This is a genomic window from Candidatus Poribacteria bacterium, assembly GCA_016866785.1.
In the GTDB taxonomy this organism is placed as follows: Bacteria; Poribacteria; WGA-4E.
This window is the reverse complement of the sequence record VGLH01000001.1, coordinates 21,307-43,280: the sequence shown is the minus strand read 5'-3', so window position 1 is coordinate 43,280 and position 21,974 is coordinate 21,307. Positions and strand designations below refer to the sequence as shown.

At 64.8% G+C, this 21,974-nt stretch carries 17 protein-coding genes; 12 read left to right on the top strand and 5 right to left on the bottom strand.

What is annotated here, in order from left to right; genetic code table 11:
- Nucleotides 1–32 precede the first annotated feature (32 nt).
- A complete protein-coding gene (locus tag FJZ36_00190; GenBank protein ID MBM3213325.1) occupies nucleotides 33–1,679 on the bottom strand; it encodes a hypothetical protein in 1,647 nt (548 codons plus the stop codon).
- 102 nt (nucleotides 1,680–1,781) lie between these two features.
- The gene (locus FJZ36_00185; GenBank protein ID MBM3213324.1) at nucleotides 1,782–2,495 is read right to left on the bottom strand and encodes a LamG domain-containing protein; all 714 of its coding nucleotides are present in this window, start codon (nucleotides 2,493–2,495) and stop codon (nucleotides 1,782–1,784) included.
- 426 nt (nucleotides 2,496–2,921) lie between these two features.
- Here FJZ36_00185 and FJZ36_00180 point away from each other — a divergent pair, with 426 nt between their 5' ends.
- On the top strand, nucleotides 2,922–3,212 hold the full coding sequence (locus FJZ36_00180; protein MBM3213323.1) for a co-chaperone GroES: 291 nt from the start codon (nucleotides 2,922–2,924) through the stop codon (nucleotides 3,210–3,212).
- A 34-nt stretch (nucleotides 3,213–3,246) separates the two neighbouring features.
- Nucleotides 3,247–4,878: a chaperonin GroEL gene (gene groL / locus FJZ36_00175; protein MBM3213322.1), complete on the top strand. Its 1,632-nt coding sequence runs from the start codon at nucleotides 3,247–3,249 to the stop codon at nucleotides 4,876–4,878.
- Between the two features lie 102 nt (nucleotides 4,879–4,980).
- On the opposite strand, the gene FJZ36_00170 is transcribed toward groL, so the two are convergent.
- The gene (locus tag FJZ36_00170; protein MBM3213321.1) at nucleotides 4,981–5,238 is read right to left on the bottom strand and encodes a hypothetical protein; all 258 of its coding nucleotides are present in this window, start codon (nucleotides 5,236–5,238) and stop codon (nucleotides 4,981–4,983) included.
- Nucleotides 5,238–5,507, bottom strand: coding sequence for a hypothetical protein (locus FJZ36_00165; protein MBM3213320.1), 270 nt, complete (start codon nucleotides 5,505–5,507; stop codon nucleotides 5,238–5,240). The genes FJZ36_00170 and FJZ36_00165 overlap by 1 nt, the downstream gene beginning before the upstream one ends.
- 195 nt (nucleotides 5,508–5,702) lie before the next feature.
- Between FJZ36_00165 and FJZ36_00160 the strand changes: the two genes are divergently transcribed.
- From FJZ36_00160 to FJZ36_00120, 9 genes are all read left to right on the top strand, one after another.
- On the top strand, nucleotides 5,703–7,247 hold the full coding sequence (locus FJZ36_00160) for an NAD(P)H-hydrate dehydratase (protein MBM3213319.1): 1,545 nt from the start codon (nucleotides 5,703–5,705) through the stop codon (nucleotides 7,245–7,247).
- Nucleotides 7,248–7,257: 10 nt separating this feature from the next.
- Nucleotides 7,258–8,121, top strand: coding sequence for an S-methyl-5'-thioadenosine phosphorylase (gene mtnP, locus FJZ36_00155; GenBank protein ID MBM3213318.1), 864 nt, complete (start codon nucleotides 7,258–7,260; stop codon nucleotides 8,119–8,121).
- Entirely contained in the window at nucleotides 8,118–9,143 is a 1,026-nt protein-coding gene (locus tag FJZ36_00150; protein ID MBM3213317.1) for a hypothetical protein, read from the top strand. The genes mtnP and FJZ36_00150 overlap by 4 nt, the downstream gene beginning before the upstream one ends.
- Before the next feature lie 104 nt (nucleotides 9,144–9,247).
- Nucleotides 9,248–11,827 carry a single-stranded-DNA-specific exonuclease RecJ gene (gene recJ / locus FJZ36_00145; GenBank protein ID MBM3213316.1) on the top strand — a complete coding sequence of 860 codons (2,580 nt, stop codon included), beginning with the start codon at nucleotides 9,248–9,250 and terminating at the stop codon, nucleotides 11,825–11,827.
- Nucleotides 11,828–11,833: 6 nt separating this feature from the next.
- Entirely contained in the window at nucleotides 11,834–13,966 is a 2,133-nt protein-coding gene (locus FJZ36_00140; protein ID MBM3213315.1) for a bifunctional (p)ppGpp synthetase/guanosine-3',5'-bis(diphosphate) 3'-pyrophosphohydrolase, read from the top strand.
- Nucleotides 13,875–16,256 carry an ATP-dependent DNA helicase RecG gene (recG, locus tag FJZ36_00135; protein ID MBM3213314.1) on the top strand — a complete coding sequence of 794 codons (2,382 nt, stop codon included), beginning with the start codon at nucleotides 13,875–13,877 and terminating at the stop codon, nucleotides 16,254–16,256. Before FJZ36_00140 ends, recG begins: the two co-directional genes overlap by 92 nt.
- A 127-nt stretch (nucleotides 16,257–16,383) precedes the next feature.
- Entirely contained in the window at nucleotides 16,384–17,694 is a 1,311-nt protein-coding gene (locus FJZ36_00130) for an alpha-L-fucosidase (GenBank protein ID MBM3213313.1), read from the top strand.
- A 100-nt stretch (nucleotides 17,695–17,794) separates the two neighbouring features.
- The gene (locus FJZ36_00125; protein ID MBM3213312.1) at nucleotides 17,795–18,904 is read left to right on the top strand and encodes a hypothetical protein; all 1,110 of its coding nucleotides are present in this window, start codon (nucleotides 17,795–17,797) and stop codon (nucleotides 18,902–18,904) included.
- A 50-nt stretch (nucleotides 18,905–18,954) separates the two neighbouring features.
- The gene (locus FJZ36_00120) at nucleotides 18,955–20,043 is read left to right on the top strand and encodes a Gfo/Idh/MocA family oxidoreductase (GenBank protein ID MBM3213311.1); all 1,089 of its coding nucleotides are present in this window, start codon (nucleotides 18,955–18,957) and stop codon (nucleotides 20,041–20,043) included.
- On the opposite strand, the gene FJZ36_00115 is transcribed toward FJZ36_00120, so the two are convergent.
- Nucleotides 20,040–20,651, bottom strand: coding sequence for a hypothetical protein (locus FJZ36_00115; GenBank protein MBM3213310.1), 612 nt, complete (start codon nucleotides 20,649–20,651; stop codon nucleotides 20,040–20,042). The genes FJZ36_00120 and FJZ36_00115 overlap by 4 nt on opposite strands.
- Before the next feature lie 97 nt (nucleotides 20,652–20,748).
- On the opposite strand from FJZ36_00115, the gene FJZ36_00110 reads away from it, so the two are divergent.
- Nucleotides 20,749–21,927, top strand: coding sequence for a hypothetical protein (locus FJZ36_00110; GenBank protein ID MBM3213309.1), 1,179 nt, complete (start codon nucleotides 20,749–20,751; stop codon nucleotides 21,925–21,927).
- Nucleotides 21,928–21,974: the final 47 nt, after the last annotated feature.

Below are 21,974 nucleotides of genomic sequence, written 5' to 3'. Positions count from 1 at the left end.
GCGAGCAATCCGCGCGCACTGTATGGGTTGGTTCAGCCTGATGCGCCGTCGTTGCCCGCTGCAAGCTCGATGAGGCGCTTCACGATCGGCTGATCCAGCGTGATCAGCGAAGGCTCGTTGCAGATCAACGTCGGAATGGCTCCCATCCGACGATAGACCTCAATGGCGATGTGCGCGTCTTTCTGCGTCGGATGCAGGTGGTAGTATCCCACGAAGCGCGTGTGTCCGCGCCACAGCTCCGCGCAGATGCCATGCGCGGCAGGAATGTGTTCGTCGCGCAGGTCGCCCCAGCCGTCGTGGATATGCGCCTGCGCGAAACACTCGCGTTGGAAGCTGATCTCGGTCAAGCCCTCGCCAGCCAGCACGAGATCGGGCTGCACGGCGACGTACTCCTCTTGCATGCGCCACATGCCTTCGGGCGTCGTCATGCCCTCGACGAGGCCGTTGTCCGTGTTCCACGTGCACAACGTCTGGTCGATGAAGATCGCCGGTGCCTGTAGATCTCGTGCGGCCTCCAGCGACGCGTCGATGATCGTGCGCCTCCATGAGCCCAGTCCTGGGTGGATGAAGCCCATCCGCGTGTAGTCGTGCGACTCTGGGGGCCAGTACCAGCCCTGCGGATCGTTCCGATACGCCCCGCGAATCTGCCAGTCGCGCACCTTGCCGTAGACGGCGTGGTCCTCGTCGAGGGCGAAGTAGTTGAAATGGGGCATCACCTTGAAGCCCATCTCGTTCGCCTTCGCGAGGTACGCCCTGGTGTCGTCGGTGGGAACGTAGTCGGGGTAGTCGACATCGTACGCGCTGGTGCGCCAGTTACTGAGATGGATGAGCGTTTGGTTGGGCGGAAAGATTCGGGCGAACGCATCCAGAACGGCGACGTTCGGGCTCGCCCAGCCAATCGAGAACCGAATGCCATCCACCCAGTCGGGCCGAGAGGCGCGCTTTGCCGCCAGCGAGTACGTGCGGTTCATCCACGCGCGGTACCGGGCGACGGGCGCGCGCCAATCGCCGTCGTAGACATTGACGCGCCACTCCACGCCCCCGGCGTTCCGGTTCTGCCACACGGGTCCAGGCTGCTCGCTCTCGAACCCGAGCGTTGACGCCCCTTCGCGCCGATTCAGGTTCAGCGCCTTGAACTTGTAGGAAGTGTCCTCTGCGTGAATCATCAACGACTCGCGGCCCATCTCCGCGACGGCGAGCTGCGCGTTCCAACGGAAGGGCCACGGGAACCGATCGTTCCGGGGGAACTCGCGATCCGAGTCGACGCGGATGCCGTTCACACAAGGCAGGATGAGGGCAGCTTCCTTGGCGAACGGCACGTTCCACCGAGCCGAAACGATGCCGCGACGAGCTCCCTGCGCCGACGGCGTGACGCACAGATCGCCCGTAGATGGATCGAGTCGCACGAACAGCTCTCGATCCGTATCGTTCCCGATGAACACGATTCGCGCGGCGAGCTCGGACAGGAGCTTCACCGTGATCCGCTGGTGCTTGTCGCGTCCGTAGGAATCGCCCTGTGCATAGTAGATCTCGACCGGGAAGGGCGCTTCGCCGTTCCGACACCATTCAGTGCCAGTCCCACGGGACACTAGGCTGATCAACGCGCCGCCCTCGAAGCGCGCGACAAACCGGTCGGTCTCTGCGATGAGCGTCTCATGGCTCGCGCATCGAAGCGGCATGGCACTGCCTCCAATGGTTCGTGTCGCGCTGTCGTGCGTCGATCCAAGTCAATGGGGCAGGCCGTAAGACCTGCCCCATCGTCGTCTCGAAGAGCCGATGTGCTAGGGGTAGGCGCGCTTGATTTCGCCCCAGGCAACCGTCACCTTGTCCTTGGGCTGCACCGCCAAGAGCGAGTCGATTCCCTGCTCATAGATGGTAGTGATCTGCTTCTCCGTGATCGCCTTGTTGAAAACCGCCATCTCGTCGAGCGAGCCTTTCCACCAATGGGACGAGCCCTCGCGCCAGCCGATGCCCAGGAAGTTGTCGTTGGGGGTCGTCTTGCCGCTGGTGCCCGTTTCGCCCACCATCTTGCCGTTCACGTAGATCCGGCGCGTCTTGCCGTCGTACGTGGCGGCGACGTGCGTCCACTTCTTGGCGTCGAACGCTCCTCCTGGCGAGTCGAAGTTGGTGCGGCCGCCGTTCGGCGTGATGACGAAATGGAAGTACTTCGACCCGGTGTTGATGAACAGCGCCCAGTTCTCATTGGTGCCCGACATGGGGCCCTTTGAGAAGAACGTCTGCCAGCCGTCGCCGGACCCTTCCCAGTTGAACCAGCAGACCATCGAGAGCTCGGTCTCGAGGTCAAGCGACTTCGCGTCCGGAACCTGGACGTACTGGTCGGCTCCGTTCATCTGAAGCGCCTTGCCGAACTTCCCGTCGACGTACTTCGCGCCGATGATCTTGCCGTTGTTGCCCAGTCCGGAACCGTCCTTGGCGATCTCGCCCGAACCCTCGTCGAACAGCCAAATGCCAACGGCGTTCTCGACCTGCGCCAAGGCCGCGGATGCGGCTCCTAGGCAGAGCGCAACCAGGACTACAAGTAGGAACCGTCTCTCCACTCTGGTGCTCCTCGTGTACGGGGCTCAGCCCATCCTCCGCCCCACTCGGTACCGAATGTAGCCAACGCCCAACAGGCGCGCAACGCTTGCCGGATGGGATCGGACACGACTCCGCCGTGCCAGAAAGTGCGCGCCGAACGCGAGAGTGCCATAATGGCTCTACATCCGTGGAGCAAAGCAGTGCCAAAACGGCTCGATCTATCTTCCTAGCCATTCGACAGAACACGAGATCGCAGTATTGGCGGGGGTTTTCGGCATGACTCACGTGAGTTGGCACTCTGGCACGCCGATTGCTAACTCCTTGCCGCAAACGGCGATGAGTGCCGTTCCAGACAGGTTGGGAGCGATCACAGGAGACTACGCATGGCGATCACGCCTCTCTACGACCGCATCCTCGTGCAGAGGATCGAGGAAGAGGAGCAGAAGGTCGGCGGGATCATCATCCCCGACACGGCTAAGGAGAAGCCTCAGCAGGGCAAGGTCGTTGCCGTCGGAGCAGGCCGAGTGCTGGACAACGGCGAGCGGCAGAAGCCCGATGTGGCGGCGGGAGACAAGGTTCTATTCGGCAAGTACGCCGGCACCGAGGTCAAGCTTGAGGACGAGGAATACCTGATCCTGCGCGAGGAGGACATCCTCGCCAAGATCGTCGACTAACCGATTCGCACCGAGTTCGGAGGAGGAATCCTACATGCCCGCGAAACAGTTGGCATTCACCGACGACGCGCGCGCATCCATCAAGCGCGGCGTCGACGCGCTCGCGAACGCCGTCCGCGTAACGCTCGGACCCAAGGGCAGAAACGTCGTCATCGAGAAGAAGTTCGGCGCGCCGACCGTCACGAAGGACGGAGTCACGGTCGCCAAGGAGATCGAGCTCGAGGACGCCTATGAGAACATGGGCGCCCAGATGGTCAAGGAAGTCGCGTCCAAGACCAGTGACGAGGCCGGCGACGGCACGACCACGGCGACGGTTCTCGCCCAGGCGATCTACCGCGAGGGTCTGAAGAACGTCACGGCGGGCCGGAACCCGATGGGCATCAAGCGCGGGATCGACAGCGCCGTCGGCGCGGTCGTCTCTGGTCTCGCCGGCATCAGCACGCCTGTCGAGGGCAGGACCCACATCGCCCAGGTCGCGGCGATCTCCGCGAACAACGACGCCAGCATCGGCGAGTTGATCGCCGACGCGATGGAGAAGGTCGGCAAGGACGGCGTGATCACGGTCGAAGAGGCGAAGTCCCTGGAGACGACTCTCGAAGTCGTCGAGGGCATGCAGTTCGACCGTGGCTACCTGTCGCCCTACTTCATCACCGACCAGGAGCGCATGGAAGTCTCGCTGGATGACCCGTACATCCTCATCCACGAGAAGAAGGTCTCCGCGCTCAAGGATCTCGTGCCCCTGCTGAACGAAGTCGCTCAGAGCGGCGGCACGCTCCTCATCATCGCCGAGGACATCGAGGGCGAGGCGCTCGCCACGCTCGTCGTCAATAAGCTGCGCGGCACCATCCGCGCCGCGGCGGTCAAGGCTCCCGGGTACGGCGACCGCCGCAAGGCGATGCTCGAGGACATCGCGACCCTGACCGCCGGTCAGGTGATCTCCGAAGAGCTCGGCGTCAAGCTCGAGAGCGTGAACCTGCACTCGAAGTTCATCGGTCGGGCGAAGCGCGTCGTGATCGACAAGGACAACACGACGATCATCGAGGGCGCGGGAACGGCTGAGGCGATCCGCGGTCGGATCGAGCAGATCCGCCGTCAGATCGAAGACACGACGTCGGACTACGACCGCGAGAAGCTCCAGGAGCGCCTGGCGAAGCTCTCCGGCGGCGTCGCCGTCATCAACGTCGGCGCGGCGACCGAGGTCGAAATGAAGGAGAAGAAGGCGCGCATCGAGGACGCGATGCACGCGACACGCGCGGCGGTCGAGGAGGGTATCGTCGCCGGCGGCGGCGTGGCGCTGGTCCGCACGCAGAGCGCACTCGACGGCGTCAGCGCCGCAGACGAGGACGAGCAGGTTGGCGTCGGCATCGTGCGACGAGCCCTGGAAGAACCCCTCCGCCAGATCGTCCGCAACGCCGGTCAGGAGGACTCCGTCATCGTCGACGCGATCCGCAAGTCCGACGACGCCAACTTCGGCTATGACGCCCAGCGCGAAGAGTACGCCAACATGTTCGACGCGGGCATCATCGATCCCACGAAGGTCGCCCGCATCGCGTTGCAGAAGGCAGCCAGCATCGCCGGTCTCATGATCCCCACCGAGGCGCTGGTCGCCGAGCTCCCCGAGAAGGAGAAGCCGGCTCCGATGCCTCCGGGCGGCGACATGTACTAGTCCAGAACCGGTACACTGTGAAGGGCGGCGGGCATGGGCTCGCCGCCCTTTCTGTCTTCAGAACCGTGTAGGTGCGGCAACGTCGAGGCGGCGTCGAGCCGGCTACGTGTCGGAACGTCCGATGGAGGGCGCGTGGTCGGATTCGCTCAGACGCTCTTGCTCGACGAGCACGTCGGATAGGGTCTCTTGGATTGACGCAACGCGCCGCTGTATGTCCTCGATAGCCCGGCGGAGGTCCTCTAGCTCTCCAGACGAATGGCGACTGGGGATGTGAGGCGGACCGAGAACCATCCGCAGCGCGAAGAGCGAAATCACGGTCACGCAGAGCGCAGCGATCGTCAAGAACAGCCAAAGCGACATCACGAGTGATTCCGTTCCTGCTCAGCGCGCGACGATGGCGGGAGAGGCGGGGCGGAGCCGGTGGACCGCAGCCGCCGCTGCTCGTCGAGCTCCAGCAGCACGTCGGCGACCATCTCCTGCAGCCGACCGATGTCTTCGCGCAAGCCCGCGAGCTGCTGAGCATCGCGATCCTGCGTCCTCGACAACACCTTCGCCTTCTGGTAGTCGAAGACGCGGTTGATCAGCACCAGTGCGACGATGAAGGGGAATACGAGTCCGAAGAACTCCATCCGCGCCTTCCTCTCAGGAACACGGCACGCCGCCCGTCTCGCATGGAAGATAGGCGATCCGTAGGTACGGGTCAAGGATCGCGCCAGCCGCAAAGCCGATCGCCAGTGCAACCCGGACGTGCATCGTCGTCTCCTGATTGATAGAATCAGTGACGCCAACCCATCGACTGTCCGCGCGTCGGCTGGAGCCCCGATGTGATCCCCGTCCTGTCAGCGGGCGAGATGCGAGCCGTCGATCGCCACACGATCGACGTCGTCGGGATTCCTGCGCGATCTCTGATGGAACACGCCGGGCGCGCTCTGGCGGATCGTGTCCGCAACGTTGTTGGTAACGACGGCTCCATCGCCGTGGTTTGCGGCAAGGGCAACAACGGTGGCGACGGACTGGTCGCCGCGCGGTTCCTGCACGGATGGGGGTTCAGGACGACCGTGTATCTCACGGTGGAGCGGGACGAGCTCGGGTCTGAGCCGTTGGCGTGTCTGCAAGCCACTGAGCGGGTCGGGGTGCCTGTCTCGTCGATCAGTACTCCAGTCGCGCTCGATGCGACGAGTTTTACAGCGCACGCGTGGCTTGTCGATGCCATCCTAGGGACGGGACTCAGCGGCGGGGCATGCGGTCATGCGGCGCGAGTGATCGACCGCATCAACGCATCGAGACGCCCCGCGCTCGCTTGCGACGTTCCGAGCGGACTGGATGCGACAACCGGTCAGGTCGCGGGACCTTGCATCCGAGCTCGCGAGACGTTGACCATCGGGTTCCCGAAGATCGGGCTGCTGCTCTATCCCGGCGCGGACTACGTCGGTCGGCTCTCGACCGCAGACATCGGCTTTCCGCGCCAAGCCATCGATGCGGCCTCGGTCTCGCTGTGGCAGGTCGAGCGATCTGACGCTGCTGCCAGGCTCCCGGTACGGCGCAAGAACGCCCACAAGGGCGACTTCGGGCGCGTCCTCCTCGTTGCCGGTTCGTCTGGGATGGCTGGAGCCGCTGCCCTGACCTCGGAAGCAGCCCTTCGCGCCGGCGCTGGGCTGGTGACGCTCGCGACGCCTCGCGCCGTGGTTGGTTCCCTGGCATCCAGGCTCACGGAAGTCATGGTCGCATCGCTGCCGGATACGCCAGACGGATGCGTCTCTCCCGAAGCCGTGCCCTCGATACGCGCCCGCGCGAAGAGCGCAGACGTTCTCGCGATTGGTCCCGGACTATCGGCATCCGATGGAGCGCGAGCGACCATGGCGAACCTTGCCGCAGACTGGTCGACGCTCCCGACCCGCATGGTCATCGACGCCGACGGTCTGAACCACTTGGCGGCGATTGGCGCGACATCGCTCCCGGCAGGTGCGGTCCTTACACCCCATCCGGGCGAGATGGCTCGTCTTTGCCGAACTACCGTCGATGCCGTCGAGAAGGACCGCATCGGCATCGCACGTTCACTGTCAGCCGAGTGCGGCGCAGTCGTGGTACTCAAAGGCGTGCCCACGGTTATCGCAGCGCCGAACGGGTTGGCATACCTGAACCCGACCGGGAATCCCGGTATGGCGACCGCAGGCTCGGGAGACGTTCTCACCGGTCTGATCGCCGGATTCTCGGGGCAGGGGCTCGACCCGGTGGATGCGTCGATCCTGGGCGTGTACCTGCACGGACTCGCGGGAGACCTGGCGGCAGCGACGCTCGGAGCTTCGCTGCTCGCCGGCGATATCCTCTCGCATGTCCCGTCGGCGATGCGGGCTCTCACCACCGGATAGGAAGGAACCCATGGCGACAGCGCGCGTCGCGGTCATCGGTGGCAGCGGCTTCTACCAGATGGACGGTCTCAGCGACATCGAAGAACGAGCGGTGGAGACGCCATTCGGTTCCCCAAGCGATTCGGTGGTTCTGGGCACGCTGGACGGCGAGCGAGTCGCGTTCCTACCCCGCCACGGACGCGGTCACCGTATTTCGCCGACGCATCTGAACGTGCGTGCGAATATCTACGCGCTCAAGACGCTCGGAGTCGACACGCTGCTGTCGTTCAGCGCCGTGGGCAGCCTGCGCGAGCACATCGAGCCAACGTCGTTCGTCGTGCCGGACCAGCTCTTCGACCACACCAAGAGCCGCTCCTCCAGCTTCTTCGGACAAGGGATCGTCGCGCACGTCGGCATGGCGGAACCCTATTGCCCATGCCTTCGCGATACGCTGATCGCCGCCGGGCACGCGGAGGGCTCCACCGTTCACGACGGCGGGCAGTACATCTGCATCGAGGGTCCGCAGTTCTCCACGGTGGGCGAGTCGAAGACCTACCGCCAGTGGGGTATGGACATCATCGGGATGACCGCCGCCACCGAAGCCAAGCTCGCGCGCGAGGCGGAGATGTGCTACGCCACGCTCGCCGCCGTGACGGACTTCGACGTTTGGCATCCCGACCATGCCACGGTCACGACCGAGATGATCCTGGCAAACCTCTCCAAGAACGTCGAGAACGGCAAGCGGATAGTGCGGGACGCGATCCGACGTGTCACACCGTTACGTGACTGCTCGTGTCGCAGCGCCCTCGCTTCGGCGATCGCAACGAACCCCGATGTCGTGCCGGGCGACGTTCGGGAGCGCCTTGGGCTGTTCGTCGGCAAGTACTTGCGATGACCATCGAGTCAACTGTGTGTGCTCTGGTCGGCGCGGACTCCGTTACGCTGTCTCCTGTCTCCGACCGCGCTCGCCTGGGGAGACGCGTCTGGCGCGTGGGCACGCCGTCCGGCGAGGTATACGCCGTCAAGCACCTGTCGGCGCGGCAAGCGCAGACGCGCGGCGGATACGACAGCCTCGACACCGAATGGGCGATGCTGTCGCTCCTCCACGGCACGGGGGACTGCGTTCCCGAACCCGTTGGGCTCGACGAAGAGGCAGGCTTGCTGGTCACTCGTTGGTTCAGCGACGGAACCTTCGATGATGTGTGCCAGCGCGACCCGTGTCGCGCCTCCCGCATCGCCACGATGGGGCTGCGGAATCTCAGGAGCCTCCAACGGGGAATCGACGCTCACGAGTCAGAGATCGATCCATACTGCTTCGAGATGGACTACGACGCCTACCTCGGAAGCGACTTCCTCTACCATGTGGACGATGCTCACAAAGCCCTGGAGCACGTCCTTCGGCTCGCAGGGCTCTGGACCAGCGAGACGTCGGCGGCGGCAGAGGACGCGTGGCTGGGAGTTGTGGACGCGGCACAGAGCTCCGAGCCAACGATTGGCTCACTCGACTACAATGCCCGCAACGTGCTGGTGAACGCCGATGCGGTCGTGTTCGCAGACTGGTCGACGGTGGGCTGGGACTGGAATGAGCGGCGCATCGCCCAGTACTTCATCGCGCTCGGCAGTTCGACGCCAGATGGGAACTTCGTGCAATCGGTGTCAGCCGAGCTCGTGGATGCGCTCGGGGACGGTCTGTACTTCGATCCCGCAGCCCTGGAGGCTCACGTCGTCGTGTTCTTGTCGGTCGCGTTGGAGCGCGTTCTCAGGGGTGGCGACCCGTCGTCGCGATCATCTTGGGCAGGCAGACATCGGTACGAACGACTGATGAACCTGCTCGGGCGCGGAGCGGTCGCCTCCCACGAGCCGTCGGCTCGGGTGCGACACCTGTACCGACGAGCGAGCGAGCGACTGAGTGCGTGACCGATCTGCATGCGACGTAACCGCCCGTCCGCAGTGAACGTCAGCACGGGTGCATGCCTCGCTCACGTTGCCGCAGCACCTGAGTCCGCAGCCGGGAACCGGTGATGGACAGACGAGTCTGGCACGCCGCGCCGTATGACATCCCGGCGGTTGCCGCGCTGAGCGTCGACGCAGGCGTAACGCCCTTTGTCGCTCATCTGCTGCTGAACCGGGGCATCGCTTCGGTTGCCGAGACGCGCGCGTTCATCCATCCCACGTTCGACGACATCCACGATCCCTGGTCTCTGCCGGACATGGAGCCTGCGGTCGAGTGCCTCCGCAGGGCAATCGGCGACGGGAGCCGTATCACCATCTACGGTGACTATGACGTCGATGGCACGACGGCGACGGCGATCCTCCTGCGCGTTTTCCGAGCCCTTGGAGCCAATGTCGACCACTACATCCCGGAGCGAGCCCGGGAGGGCTACGGGCTCAACACCGACGCGATCCATGCGATCCATGCGTCCGGCACACGAGTGCTCGTCACGGTCGATTGCGGCGTCACGGCTCAAGGTCCAATCGAGTCAGCCCACGAGCTCGGCATCGATGTCATCGTCACGGATCACCATAGCCCGGACGAAGACCGCCTGCCGCGCGAAGGCACCGCCGTCGCGGTAATCGACCCCAAGCTGCCCGGTTCCACGTACCCGTTCGAGGAACTCGCGGGCGTCGGGCTGGCGTTCAAGCTCGCTCACGCGCTGGTGGGAGGATCGCTGGATGCGGACAGGAACCCACTGCTCCTCGACCAACTCGGGATGGTGGCGCTGGGCACCATCGCTGATATGGCGCAGATGCGCGGCGAGAACCGCGCGCTCGCCAAGCTCGGACTCGAAGTGCTGAACCGGCGCAACAGTCCGGGAATCCGCGCGCTCTGCGAGGTCGCTGGCATCAAGCCTGAGACCACGCTGACGGGTCGCCACGTCGGATGGCAGCTCGGACCTCGGATCAACGCGGCGGGCAGGCTGGACAGCGCCCGGAAGGTCGTGAGGCTGTTGATCACGGACTCCGACATGGAAGCCCAGGAGATCGCCCGTGAGCTGCACGCCGACAACGAAGAGCGCCGACGGCTGACGGAACGGATCTTCCAGGATGCGTGCGCACAAGTGGACAGCGATCGGGCAGCGTTGGAGCGCGAGCGAGCTCTGTTCCTCTGCCGTGACGGCTGGCATCCGGGAGTGGTCGGCATCGTCGCTGGGCGCTTGGTCGAGCGATACGGGATGCCGACGGTCCTCGTGGGCATGGAGGAGGACATCGGGAAGGGGTCGGCTCGAAGCATCCCGGAGTTCGATATCCACGACGCCCTGCTCGAGTGCCGCGAGCTCATGGTGACATTCGGCGGACACCGCGCGGCTGCCGGTCTGACCGTGACGAGGGACCGCGCCAGATCGCTGGGGAGGCGGTTCCTTGCGGTGGCTCGCGAACGCCTATCGGAAACGGATATCGCCCCAAAGCTCCGGCTCGATTCCGTGATCCCCCTCAGCGAACTCACCATCGAAGCCATCCGCGAAACAGCGGCTCTGGACCCCTTCAGCGAAGGGAACCCGCAGCCTCGCGTCGGCATTCGCGGGCTTCGCGTGCAGGGCGCGCCACGCTTGTTCGGCAAGGAATCGACACACCTCGGCGTGACGCTCGTCGATGAGCCCTACTCGATCCGGGCGATCCGGTGGCGTCACACCGAGGACGCCGTCGCGCTGAGCGCTTCAGGGGTCGAGGTCGATGTGGCGGGCGTCGTCGAAATCGACGAGTACGGGAACACCAGCAGACCGCAGATCAGCGTCGATCACTGGTCGGTACGTCCCGCCGGAAGCACGGGAATCTACCCCCCGCACGAAACCGCCGCATGGGTTAGAATAGAGGATAGGCGTCGCGAGACCAGCAAGGCGGACGCCCTAGCCGATGTGTTGCTCCGTGGGGAGCCCTCTCTGGTCTACGTGCGAGACGCGCGAGCGGCAGAGCAGGCGCGCGAGCTACTCGACGGTATGGGAGTGTCCTGCGGCGAGGACGAGGCTGGGGCGCAGCAGCTCATCGCGGGCGACGTTACGGCATTGCTCACGTCGGAGGCGGTCGATCACGCCGTGCCGCCATCCGATTGGGCTTTGATACACCAGATAGTGCTGTGCCATGCCCCGTCTGACGATCCCGCGTTCTGTGCGCTCTGCGAGCCGTTGCTGATGCGTTGGGTCGGGGCGCCAGACCTGGAGACCGCGTCCGGTCGCATCGTGCTGCTCTTCAACGAGCGAGACATCGTCGCGGATGCGAGACAGGTCGAAGCGGACCATCCTTCGGAGGAGACGTTGCGCGAAGCCTTCAGGGTCCATAGGACGGTCGCAGCACGGGTCGGCGGAGCCGTCGCGCTAGCTGACTGGTCCGTCGAGAGCGGCTTGGATCCAGGCACGGTGCAGCGTGTCGCCGATGTGCTGGTCGAGATCGGCGTGCTGAGCCGCCACGAAGGCGACACTCCGTCGTTCGCACGAATCGAGGCCGCGACAGGTTCGCTCGACGATTCCGCGACGTTCCGGGAGTTCAGGATAGCGCGGCTCCGCCAGCGTCTTCGGGGAGAGCGATGGCTACGCGCGACACCGCGTGATTTCTGGGAGGTGCTGGACCGGCACCGGCGAACCATGCGACGTTCTGGCACAGGATAGACCGATATGGAAGCTCGGCTGGATACATTGCTCTCGGACATGCGGGAGCACCTCGCGGCAATCGGACCCGACGAAGTGGACGCGGTCGCCAAGGCGTTCGACTTCGCCCAGCGCGCTCACGTGGGACAACTGCGCCGGTCCGGTTGCCCGTACTTCGTGCACCCGTTCGAGGTGGCTCGTATCCTGGTCGATCTGCGCATGGATTCGCCGGCGATCTGTGGCGGTCTACTCCACGACGTGGTCGAAGATTGCGGCGTGACGGTCGAAGAGCTCGAGAAGGAGTTCGGCCCGATCGTCGCTCATGTCGTCGACGGCGTGACCAAGCTCGGCCGCATCGAATACCTGCGCCTCGATGAACACCAGTCTGAGAACTACCGGAAGATGGTGCTCGCGATGGCACGCGACGTGCGCGTGGTCATCGTGAAGCTGGCGGATCGCCTCCACAACATGCAGACCATCGACTACATGTCGGACGCCCAGCGTCGCCGGACCGCGCAGGAGACGCTGGAGATCTACGCTCCGTTGGCGCACCGTCTCGGGATTGCGCGCGTTCGCACCGAGCTCGACGACCTCGCCTTCAAGTGCCTCTTCCCGGAAGCCTACAAAGACATCGCGCAGCGGGTTCACGACAAGCGGCGGGAGCGCGAGTCCTACACGCAGGAGATGGTCGACCGAATCCAGGCGATCCTGCGGGATGGCAACGTCGCAGCGCGGGTCTTCGGCCGGCCTAAGCACCTGTACAGCATCTATCGGAAGATCACGGTGCGCGGGGTTCCATTCGACCACATCTACGACCTGATCGGCTTCCGCGTGCTGGTCGATACGCCAGCCGACTGTTGGCTGGCTCTTGGGATCATCCACGGGCATTGGGTTCACATGCCGGATCGGTTCAAAGACTACCTGACGGTGCCCAAGACGAACATGTATCAGTCGCTCCACACGACCATCATGGACGGCGGTCGTCCCGCCGAGGTGCAGATCCGCACGCACGACATGCACCGGATCGCAGAACTGGGCGTGGCGGCTCACTGGGGCTACAAGGATGGCGACCGCCCATCGTCCCGGAGCATCGACCGGTTCGCATGGCTCCGCGGCCTGGTCGAACAGATCCAGGAGGTGCGGAACCCGCAGGAGTTCATTCAGTCGATGCGAGGCGAGCTCTTCGAGGAGGAGATCTTCGTGTTCACGCCGAAGGGCCAGATGAAGATCTTCCGCAAAGGTGCGACGCCCATCGACTTCGCCTTCGCGATCCACTCCGACGTCGGGCTTCACACCTCGGCGGCGAAGGTGCACGGCTCCATCGTGCCTCTGAAGCAGGAGTTGAGCAGCGGCGATCAGGTCGAGATCCTCACGAGCCCAGATGCACATCCGAGCCGCGACTGGCTCAAGTACGTCAAGACGTCGCGCGCGCGAACCAAGATCAACCACTGGCTGAGGGCGCAGGAGTTCGAGCAGAGCGTTCAGCTCGGAAGACGGCTGATCGAGGCGGAGCTCCGCTCACACCGACGCAACCCGCGCGCGCTGCTCAAGCCCGCCGTGCTCAGCGATCTGGCGACCAGGCTGAACCACAAGACGGTCGAGGAGTTCCTGGCTGACGTAGGCAACGGCCAAATCTCACCACAACGGGTGTACCACACACTCGTTCCGCCGGAGGAACGCCAAGAGGAGGCGGTTGAACCCGCGAAGCGTCACCGCCAGATGGTGGACGCACGACTCGATGGCATCTCCGAAGCCGAGACCCGTATCGCGAAGTGCTGTCAGCCGATTCCGGGCGACGATGTCGTGGGATACGTGACGCGCGGTCGGGGCGTCACCATCCATGCCCTCGACTGTCCGCGCATTGCCGGGGAGTTCCAGCGGATCCAGCCCATCGAGTGGTCATCGACCGGCAAGGGAACGTATCGCACGGCGATCGTCTTGGAGAGCAACGACCGAGTCGCGCTCCTGCGCGACGTCGCTGAGGTCATCGCCGCCTCGGGAGCCAACATCTTCAACGCGAAAGTGACGACGCCGGACGAGTTCACCGCCGTGCACGAGTTCTCGCTGGATGTCACGAGTCGGGATCAGCTCGACAAGATCGTGGCAGCCCTCGCCCGCGTGCGAGGCGTGCGCAAGGTATCCAGGCGCCATCAAGGCTAGTGTCGTGGTGCGCGGCGGCCTCAGGAACGGCGCACGACAGGGCAGCATGAAGGACCCCCAGCTTTCGTTCGACCTCGCCTCAGAGCCCGACGGCAAACCTGCGACCGACCCACGACCGTCATCTCAGCCGCCCCAAGCGCCGAAGACACGCCCATCGCCACAAGGTACGTCCCCTCAAGTGCTTCCGGGCGATCGCCAGCGGCTGGAGATGCCCGTCGCCGAGCTGTCGCGCATGACCGCCCGTCGACTCGGTCTGCTCGAGAAATTGGGTCTCAAGACGGTCGAGGACTGCCTGGAGAACTACCCGACTCGATACCTGGACAGAAGCCGGATGGTGACTCTCGACCGCGTCGGCTACGCGTCCGACGTCGTGTCGGTCGAAGCAAGGGTCGTGAACCATGTGGACGTCCCTGTACGCCGGTCGAACGCGCCCAAGGTGTCGAAGGCGATCATCTCTGACGGCAAGGGCGTCGCCGCGCTGGTCGGGTTCGGCAAGCGAGCAGGGTACCTGAAGCGGTCGCTCAAGGTTGGAGATGTGATTGTCGTCAGCGGGCAGTTCCGCCGGAGCCCGCGCGGGCAGCCTGCCGTAGAGTCGACGACGTTCGAGTACGAAGTCCTATCCGACGACGACGCCGAGCTCGTCCACACAGGCAGATTGGTTCCGGTCTATCGACTTACCGAAGGGATCAGTCAGCGCGCTCTGCGGTCGCTGACCTCCATCGCGGTCCGCCAATACGCCGACGCCTACCCGGAGCCGCTTCCGACCGACGTACGCGACCGGCTGAACCTGATACACGCGGGCGACGCGATCCGCGAGGTCCACTTCCCATCGAGCCCAGGTCACGCCGAAGTCGCACGGCGTCGGTTGGTCTTCGACGAGTTCCTTGGACTCCAACTGGGGTTGTTGCTCAGACGCCGGGCTGCGGAGGATGGACCCGCAGGTCTCGCGCACCGGATCGATGGCGATTCGCCTCGTCGATTGCTGAGCAGCCTGCCCTTCCGGCTGACAGACGCGCAGCGTCGGGTGCTCGACGAGATCGAGGCGGATATGTCACGTCCCAAGCCCATGAACCGACTGTTGCAGGGAGATGTGGGATCGGGCAAGACGGTCGTGGCTGCCGTCGCGATGCTGCACGCGGTCGAGAGCGGGTATCAGGCAGCGATGATGGCTCCGACGGAAATCCTCGCCGAACAGCACCACGATACGCTCCGGTGCTTTCTGTCGCCGATTGGGGTGGAACCATGTCTCGTTACGGGGGATATGTCGGCTGGCGACAAGCGCGCTGCCCTCGAAGCCATCGCGTCGGGGTCGGCGCGCGTCGTTGTCGGAACCCACGCGCTCATCCAATCTGGAGTCGAGTTCGCGCACTTGAGCTTGGTCGTGACCGATGAGCAGCACCGATTCGGCGTGCTCCAGCGAGACAAGCTCCGGCAGAAGGGCGGGATGCCGGATACGCTCGTGATGACCGCGACGCCCATCCCGCGCACGCTCGCGCTCACGGTATACGGCGACCTCGCCGTGTCGGTGATCGACGAACTGCCCCCCGGTAGGAAGCCGATCCAGACCAAGCAGTTCTCCGACGAGGATCGGGAGCAGCTCTATCGGTTCATCGAACATCAGCTCTCGAAGGATAGGCAGGCGTACGTTGTCTACCCCTTGATCGAGGAATCGGAGAAGCTGGAGGACGTGCAGGCAGCCTCCGAGGCGGCGGAACGCCTGGCTGCGGCGTTTCCGAACCGGAGGGTCGCCCTCCTTCACGGCAGGCTGTCCTCGGACGAGCGCCACAGCACGATGCAGCGGTTCCAGCAGGGACTGGTCGATATCCTCGTCTCGACGACCGTCATCGAGGTCGGGGTCGACGTGCCCAATGCCAATATCATGGTCATCGAGAACGTCGAGCGATTCGGCTTGGCTCAACTGCATCAGCTTCGAGGACGTGTGGGCCGCGGCGAGCATGCGTCCTACTGCGCCTTGGTCGGCCGCCCCAGGACGGACGAAGGCAAACGCCGTCTTGCCGCAATGCTCCGTACCACTGACGGGTTCGAGATCGCTGAAGAGGACTTGGCGATCCGAGGGCCCGGCGAGATTCTCGGAACGCGGCAGTCGGGCACGCCCACGCTGCGGATCGCCGACCTGATCCGCGATGCCGATGTGCTCGAGGTCGCCCGTTGCGAGGCGGAGTCCATCGTCGCCAGCGACCCCTCTCTTTCGTCCGAGGATCACCACGTGCTCAGGGATCAGCTACGACGACGCTGGCGGGGGCGTCTCCGGTTCGCAGGCATCGGGTAGCGTTCCTCAGCGCCCGGTGATCCAGACCACGTCGGACGATCCACGCAGAGTTGCCGGTCTGTCACAGCGCCGGTATAATCGGCGCTCTCGGCATCACCGGTGCGCAACCAGCCCGGAAGGTACCCGCATGGACCCGAAGCCGACGCGGTCGCAGCTCGAGTGGCAGCAGTCCGAGTTGACCATGTTCCTGCACTTCGGCGTGAACACCTTCACGAACCGCGAATGGGGAGAGGGAACCGAAGACCCCGCCGCGTTCAACCCATCAGACCTGGACGCTCGACAGTGGGTGCAGACGGCGAAGGACGCCGGCTTCCGCTACATGATCCTGACGGCGAAGCACCACGACGGGTTCTGCCTGTGGCGCAGCGACTGGACGAACCACTCGGTCAAGAGCTCTCCGTGGCGCGGCGGTAAGGGCGATGTCGTGGGCGAGCTCGCCCAGGCGTGCGCCGACGCCGGCATGAAGCTGGGCATCTATCTGTCGCCCTGGGACCGCAACGCGCCCACTTACGGCGACTCTCCGGCATACAACGAGTATTTCTGCCGACAGCTCACCGAGCTGATGACGCGCTACGGACCCATCGGCGAGGCTTGGTTCGACGGCGCGTGCGGCGAAGGTCCCAATGGCAAGCGTCAGGAGTACGACTGGCAGAGCTACTACGCCGTCATCCGCGAGCACCAACCCGACGCGGTCATCGCCATCTGCGGTCCCGACGTTCGGTGGGTCGGCAACGAAGACGGGTACGCCCGCGAGACCGAATGGAGCGTGCAGGACGCCAACCCGGCGATCCACGGTGTGGGCGGCAAGGTCTGGTATCCGGCAGAATGCGATGTCTCCATCCGCCCGGGATGGTTCTGGCATGCCCATGAGGACGCGCGCGTCAAGACGCTGCCGCACCTCATGGACATCTACTACCGCTCCGTCGGTCGGAACAGCGTCCTGCTGCTGAACGTCCCGCCGAACGACCGCGGTCTCTTCGCCGACCCGGATGTCGCCCGACTGGGCGAGTTCCGCGATGCCATCGACCGTTCGTTCCGCCGCGATGTCGCGCTCGGAGCGCGTGCGGGAGCCAGAAGCGCGACGGCGGGAAGCCCCGCCGCCTGTGCCGTTGACAACCACCCCGAAACCTACTGGCAGCCCACACCCGGAACCGAGGAGCCCTGGATCGAGCTCCGGTTGGCTGAACCGGTGAGCGTCAACACGGCGATGACGCAGGAGCGCATCGCGGAAGGTCAGCACGTCGAGGAGTACCGGATCGACGCATGGGTAGCAGGGGCGTGGCAACGGATCGTCTCCGGTACGACGATGGGGCACAAGAAGCTCGACCGTTTCCCGGCGGTACGGACGAATCGCGTCCGTCTGACCATCGTGGCATCGCGCGACACGCCGCTTGTCAGTCGGTTCAGCCTGTTCGATGCGCCCGCGTTCGAGGACTGATCGACGGTGCAGCTCCCGCGCCGCGACGTCAGGTCTTGCGAGCGTTGGCTATCCTGTACGGCGGTGAACGGCGTCGGGGTGTGGACCACGGAGGACGCGCATGGAGCTCGAATACAAGCCGGATTTCGACCGGGCGATGGAGCGCATGGAGGCGTGGTGGCACTGCGAGGTCATCGACCGCGCATGCGTCCAGATAACGATCCCGCGCAAGGAAGGCAACCTGCCGACGATACCGTCCAAGCGCCACGAGACGCTCCGCGAGCGCTGGATGGATAGCGAGTTCCAGGTCGAGGCGCATGCCGCCTCCATGGCTCACCGGAAGTACCTCGGCGAGTCGTTCCCGGCGTACTTGCCGAACCTGGGGCCCGACCAGTGCGCGACGCTGGTAGGCGCCGAGCTCGTCTTCTCGCCAGGTACGTCTTGGGCGGTTCCCTTCGTCAAGGACTGGAAGGACGTCGACTGGACGCCCCAGTTCACGAGCATCTACTGGCAGACGTTGCGCGACATGACGGAGCTGTCCATCGAAATGGGTCGAGGGAAGTATATCACGGCGCTCACCGACCTGCACATGAACGGCGACTTGCTGTCCGCCATGAGAGGTCGAGAGGAGCTTTGCGTCGACCTGAAGGATCGACCCGACGAGGTTCGCGAGGCGATCCGCAAGGCAGGCGAACTGTACGCGCCGGTCTACGACGACCTGTGGCTCCCGATCCGCGACGCAGGGCTCGGATCGACGACCTGGATGTCGGTCTACCACGACGGACGATGCTACGGGACGAACATGGACTTCGCGGGTCTGATCAGCCCGGACATGTTCAACGACTTCTTCCTGCCCGTCATCGTCGACGAGACGCGGTTCCTCGACCGATCCTGCTTCCATCTCGATGGTCCAACCGCGCTCGTCCATCTGGACACGCTGTTGTCGATCCCGGAGCTCAACGGGGTCCAGTGGGTGTTCGGCAGCGGGAACGAGCCCTGCACGCGATGGATCGACGTCTATCGCCGCATCCAGCAGGCGGGCAAGTGCGCCCAGGTCATCATCGGCGACGTTCGGGAGATCGAGCAGATCCTCGAAGTACTGCCGCCGAACGGCTTGCTCTTCACAGGCGGCGGATGGGGCATGTCCGAGGACGAGGTGGAAGCGTTGCTGAAGCGCGTTGAGAAACTGGGAGCGAAGCACGCGCACGCGAAGATCGGGAAGAGCGTCTAGGAACCGCAAGCCTGCTGCGCGGCTCTGAGCTGCCGAACCGGGAGAAGACCATGGCAACCTACGAACCGTTGCGTGTCGCCGTCGTCGGATGCGGCGGGATTTCGGGACCGTACGGCAACAGCATGCGGACCAAACCCGAGAAGGTCGAGATCGTCGGAGCCTACGACGTGGACACCGACCGCGCCCAGGCTTGGACGCAGGCGCACGGAGGCAAGGCGTACGCGTCCCTGGGCGACCTGCTGGCGGAGCCCGCCATCGAAGCGGTCGTCAATCTCACGATCCACCACGCCCACGCCGAGGTCACCGATGCCGCCCTGCGCGCCGGCAGGCATGTGCACGTCGAGAAGCCGCTGGCGACCGACCTGGAATCCGGTCGAGCCAACGTGCGGCTCGCCGAAGAGCGGGGTCTGCGGCTGAGCGCATCGCCGTTCACCTTCATGGGCGAAGCGCAACAGACGATAATCCGCGCCATCCGCGAGGGCGTAATCGGCAAGCCACTGGTCGTCTACTCCGAAATGAACTGGGGCAGGATCGAGTCCTGGCACGGGAACGCGGCGGCGTTCTACCGCAAGGGCGTGGGACCGCTCCTCGATGTCGGCGTCTACGCGCTGACGCTGATCACGAGCGCCTTTGGTCCGGTGCGGCGGGTGACGGGCTTCGGGACCGTCCAGCAGCCGTTTCGCACCCTCAACGCGGGCCCGCAGAAGGGCTCCCAGTTCACCGTCGAGACGCCCGACATCGTCGTGGTTGGGCTCGAGTTCGAGAACGGAACCGTGGGTCGGCTCACGTCGAGCTTCATTGTCGGCGGCTCCAAGCAGGCGTCGGGAACCGAGGTGCACGGTGAGACCGGAGCGATCTTCGTCGGTTCCAACCACGACTTCCAGTGCGCGTGCGAGATCCAGCGCGCCGGCAAGTGGGAGCCCCTGGAGTACGTCGCGGAGCCCTTCCCAGGAGTGGAATGGGGTCGCGCCATGTTCGACATGGCGGACTCGCTGCGAACCGGCTCGCCCCAGCACGCAACGGGCAAACAGGCTCTGCACGTCCTGGAGGTCTGCCTGCTGGCGCTCGAATCGGCTCAGTCGGGTCACTCGATGAACACGACGACGCGCTTCGAGGTTCCGCCGCTCTACTATGCCTAGCGGGTTCTCGAGGCGTTCACGACGGCAGGCGCGCGTTCGGAGGCGAACGACCCAAAGAGCCGCGCCGTCTTCATCCGGGCCCACGTCGTCGAGACCTTGTCGCGCCGATCGACACTCGCCGGTCCGTGAACGGTGAATCTCGCGCGAAGCGGCTGCGCGAAGTCGCATCGGACAATCGGCACATCCTTGCACGGCGTCGGCAGGTCGCAGAGCCCCGGCAGCGTCAGCTCGATCTCGTACTCGCCAGCCCGCAGCCTGCCCAGCGGTACTTCGGCGAGAACGGCATAGGGCGGCGCTGCCAGCGCGATGCACGGCACGACGCACGGAACCATCGGCGGCACGAGGTGGGGCCAGAGAGCCCCGCCGAGGACGATCTTGTTCCCGACATCCTTGCGAACGAAGTAGGTGATGTTTGCGTAGTCGGCGATCAGGCGTACCTCGAAGTCGCACGGGTTCAAGTTGTCGTTCGTGAGCTCGACCTTCACGACGGCATCGGTTGCCGTCGTGACGACCGTGGGCGACACCGCCAGACTCGCCTGATACGCGACGGCTGGCAGAGATATCGTGGCAAGCGTCACTGCCAGCAAATACCGCTTGCACATTCGCATGATGCGTTCTCCGTTGGGTCGTATGGCACGTTTCAGACAACGCCTGCGGGGCACGTGTCGTTGACACCGGGAACGGTCGCAGTCGGGAGGTCGTCCAATGAAGGGCATCGTCGTCCGCGTTGGGCACATCGGGGCGGATATCAACGGCGTTGACCATCGCGCGCTTCAGGCCGCTGTCGATTACGTCGCCGGACTCGGTGGCGGAACCGTCGAAGTGCTCGAGGGCGAGTACGCCATGTACGACTCGCTGCACCTGCGTTCCCACGTCGCCGTGCGGGGCGCGGGTGAATCTACGCTGCTTCGGAGGTGCGACGGCGTCGAGGTTCCGCTGCGGCTCGACGGTGACTACGGCGAGGAGCAGATCACCGTGGTCGATCCTACGCCGTTCCGCGTCGGAATGGGCGTCTCGGTTCGCGATGACCGATCCGGCGGATTCCACACGACCGTCGGCACGTTGATTTGGCAGGATGGCGACTCGTTCGGCATCTCGACGCCGCTGCAGGCGGACTGCATGGTGAGCGGCAATGCCCGTGCCGCCATCGCGTTTCCGGTCGTCAGCGGCTATTACGTCGAGAGCGCTCGGATCGAGAACCTGACGATCGATGGCAGCCGCGACCGGAGCCCGTACCTCAACGGCTGCCGTGGCGCGGGCATCTTCCTCTATCGGAGCCACGGAACGCGGATCGAGCGCTGCCGTGTGTCGCGCTACCACGGGGACGGGATCAGCTTCCAGCAGAGCAACGATGTGGTCGTCCGGGACTGCCTCGTCGAGGAATGCAGCCACCTGGGACTGCATCCCGGCAGTGGATCGCAGCGACCGACGCTGGTCGGGAATCGTTCTCGTCGGAACGACGACATGGGCATCTTCCTCTGTTGGCGTGTGCGGCATGGGGTCTTCGAGGCGAACGAAGTCGAGGACAACAAGCGCTACGGGTTCTCGATCGGACATAAGGACACCGACAACACGTTTGTCGGGAACCGGATCGTGGGGAACGGCATTGCTGGCATCCACTTCCGCGATGAGTCCGAGCCGATGGCGGGGCATCGGAACCGGTTCGCCGACAACGAGATCGCGTCGAACGGCATGTATGGGTTCCGTATCGATGGCGAGACGCACGACATCCTCATCGAGCGGAACCGGTTCGCGGGCTCGGACATACAGCGGACCGCCGTATCCGTCGGGCCCAAGGCGTCCAGGATCGTTGTGTCAGGCAATGCGCTCGATGGTCAGTCCATCGAGAACGAGGCGGATGACCGCGCGATTTCAGTCGAGTAGCCCGGTCCGAAGCGGGACGTCCTCGCACGCGACGAGAAGCTCGGATC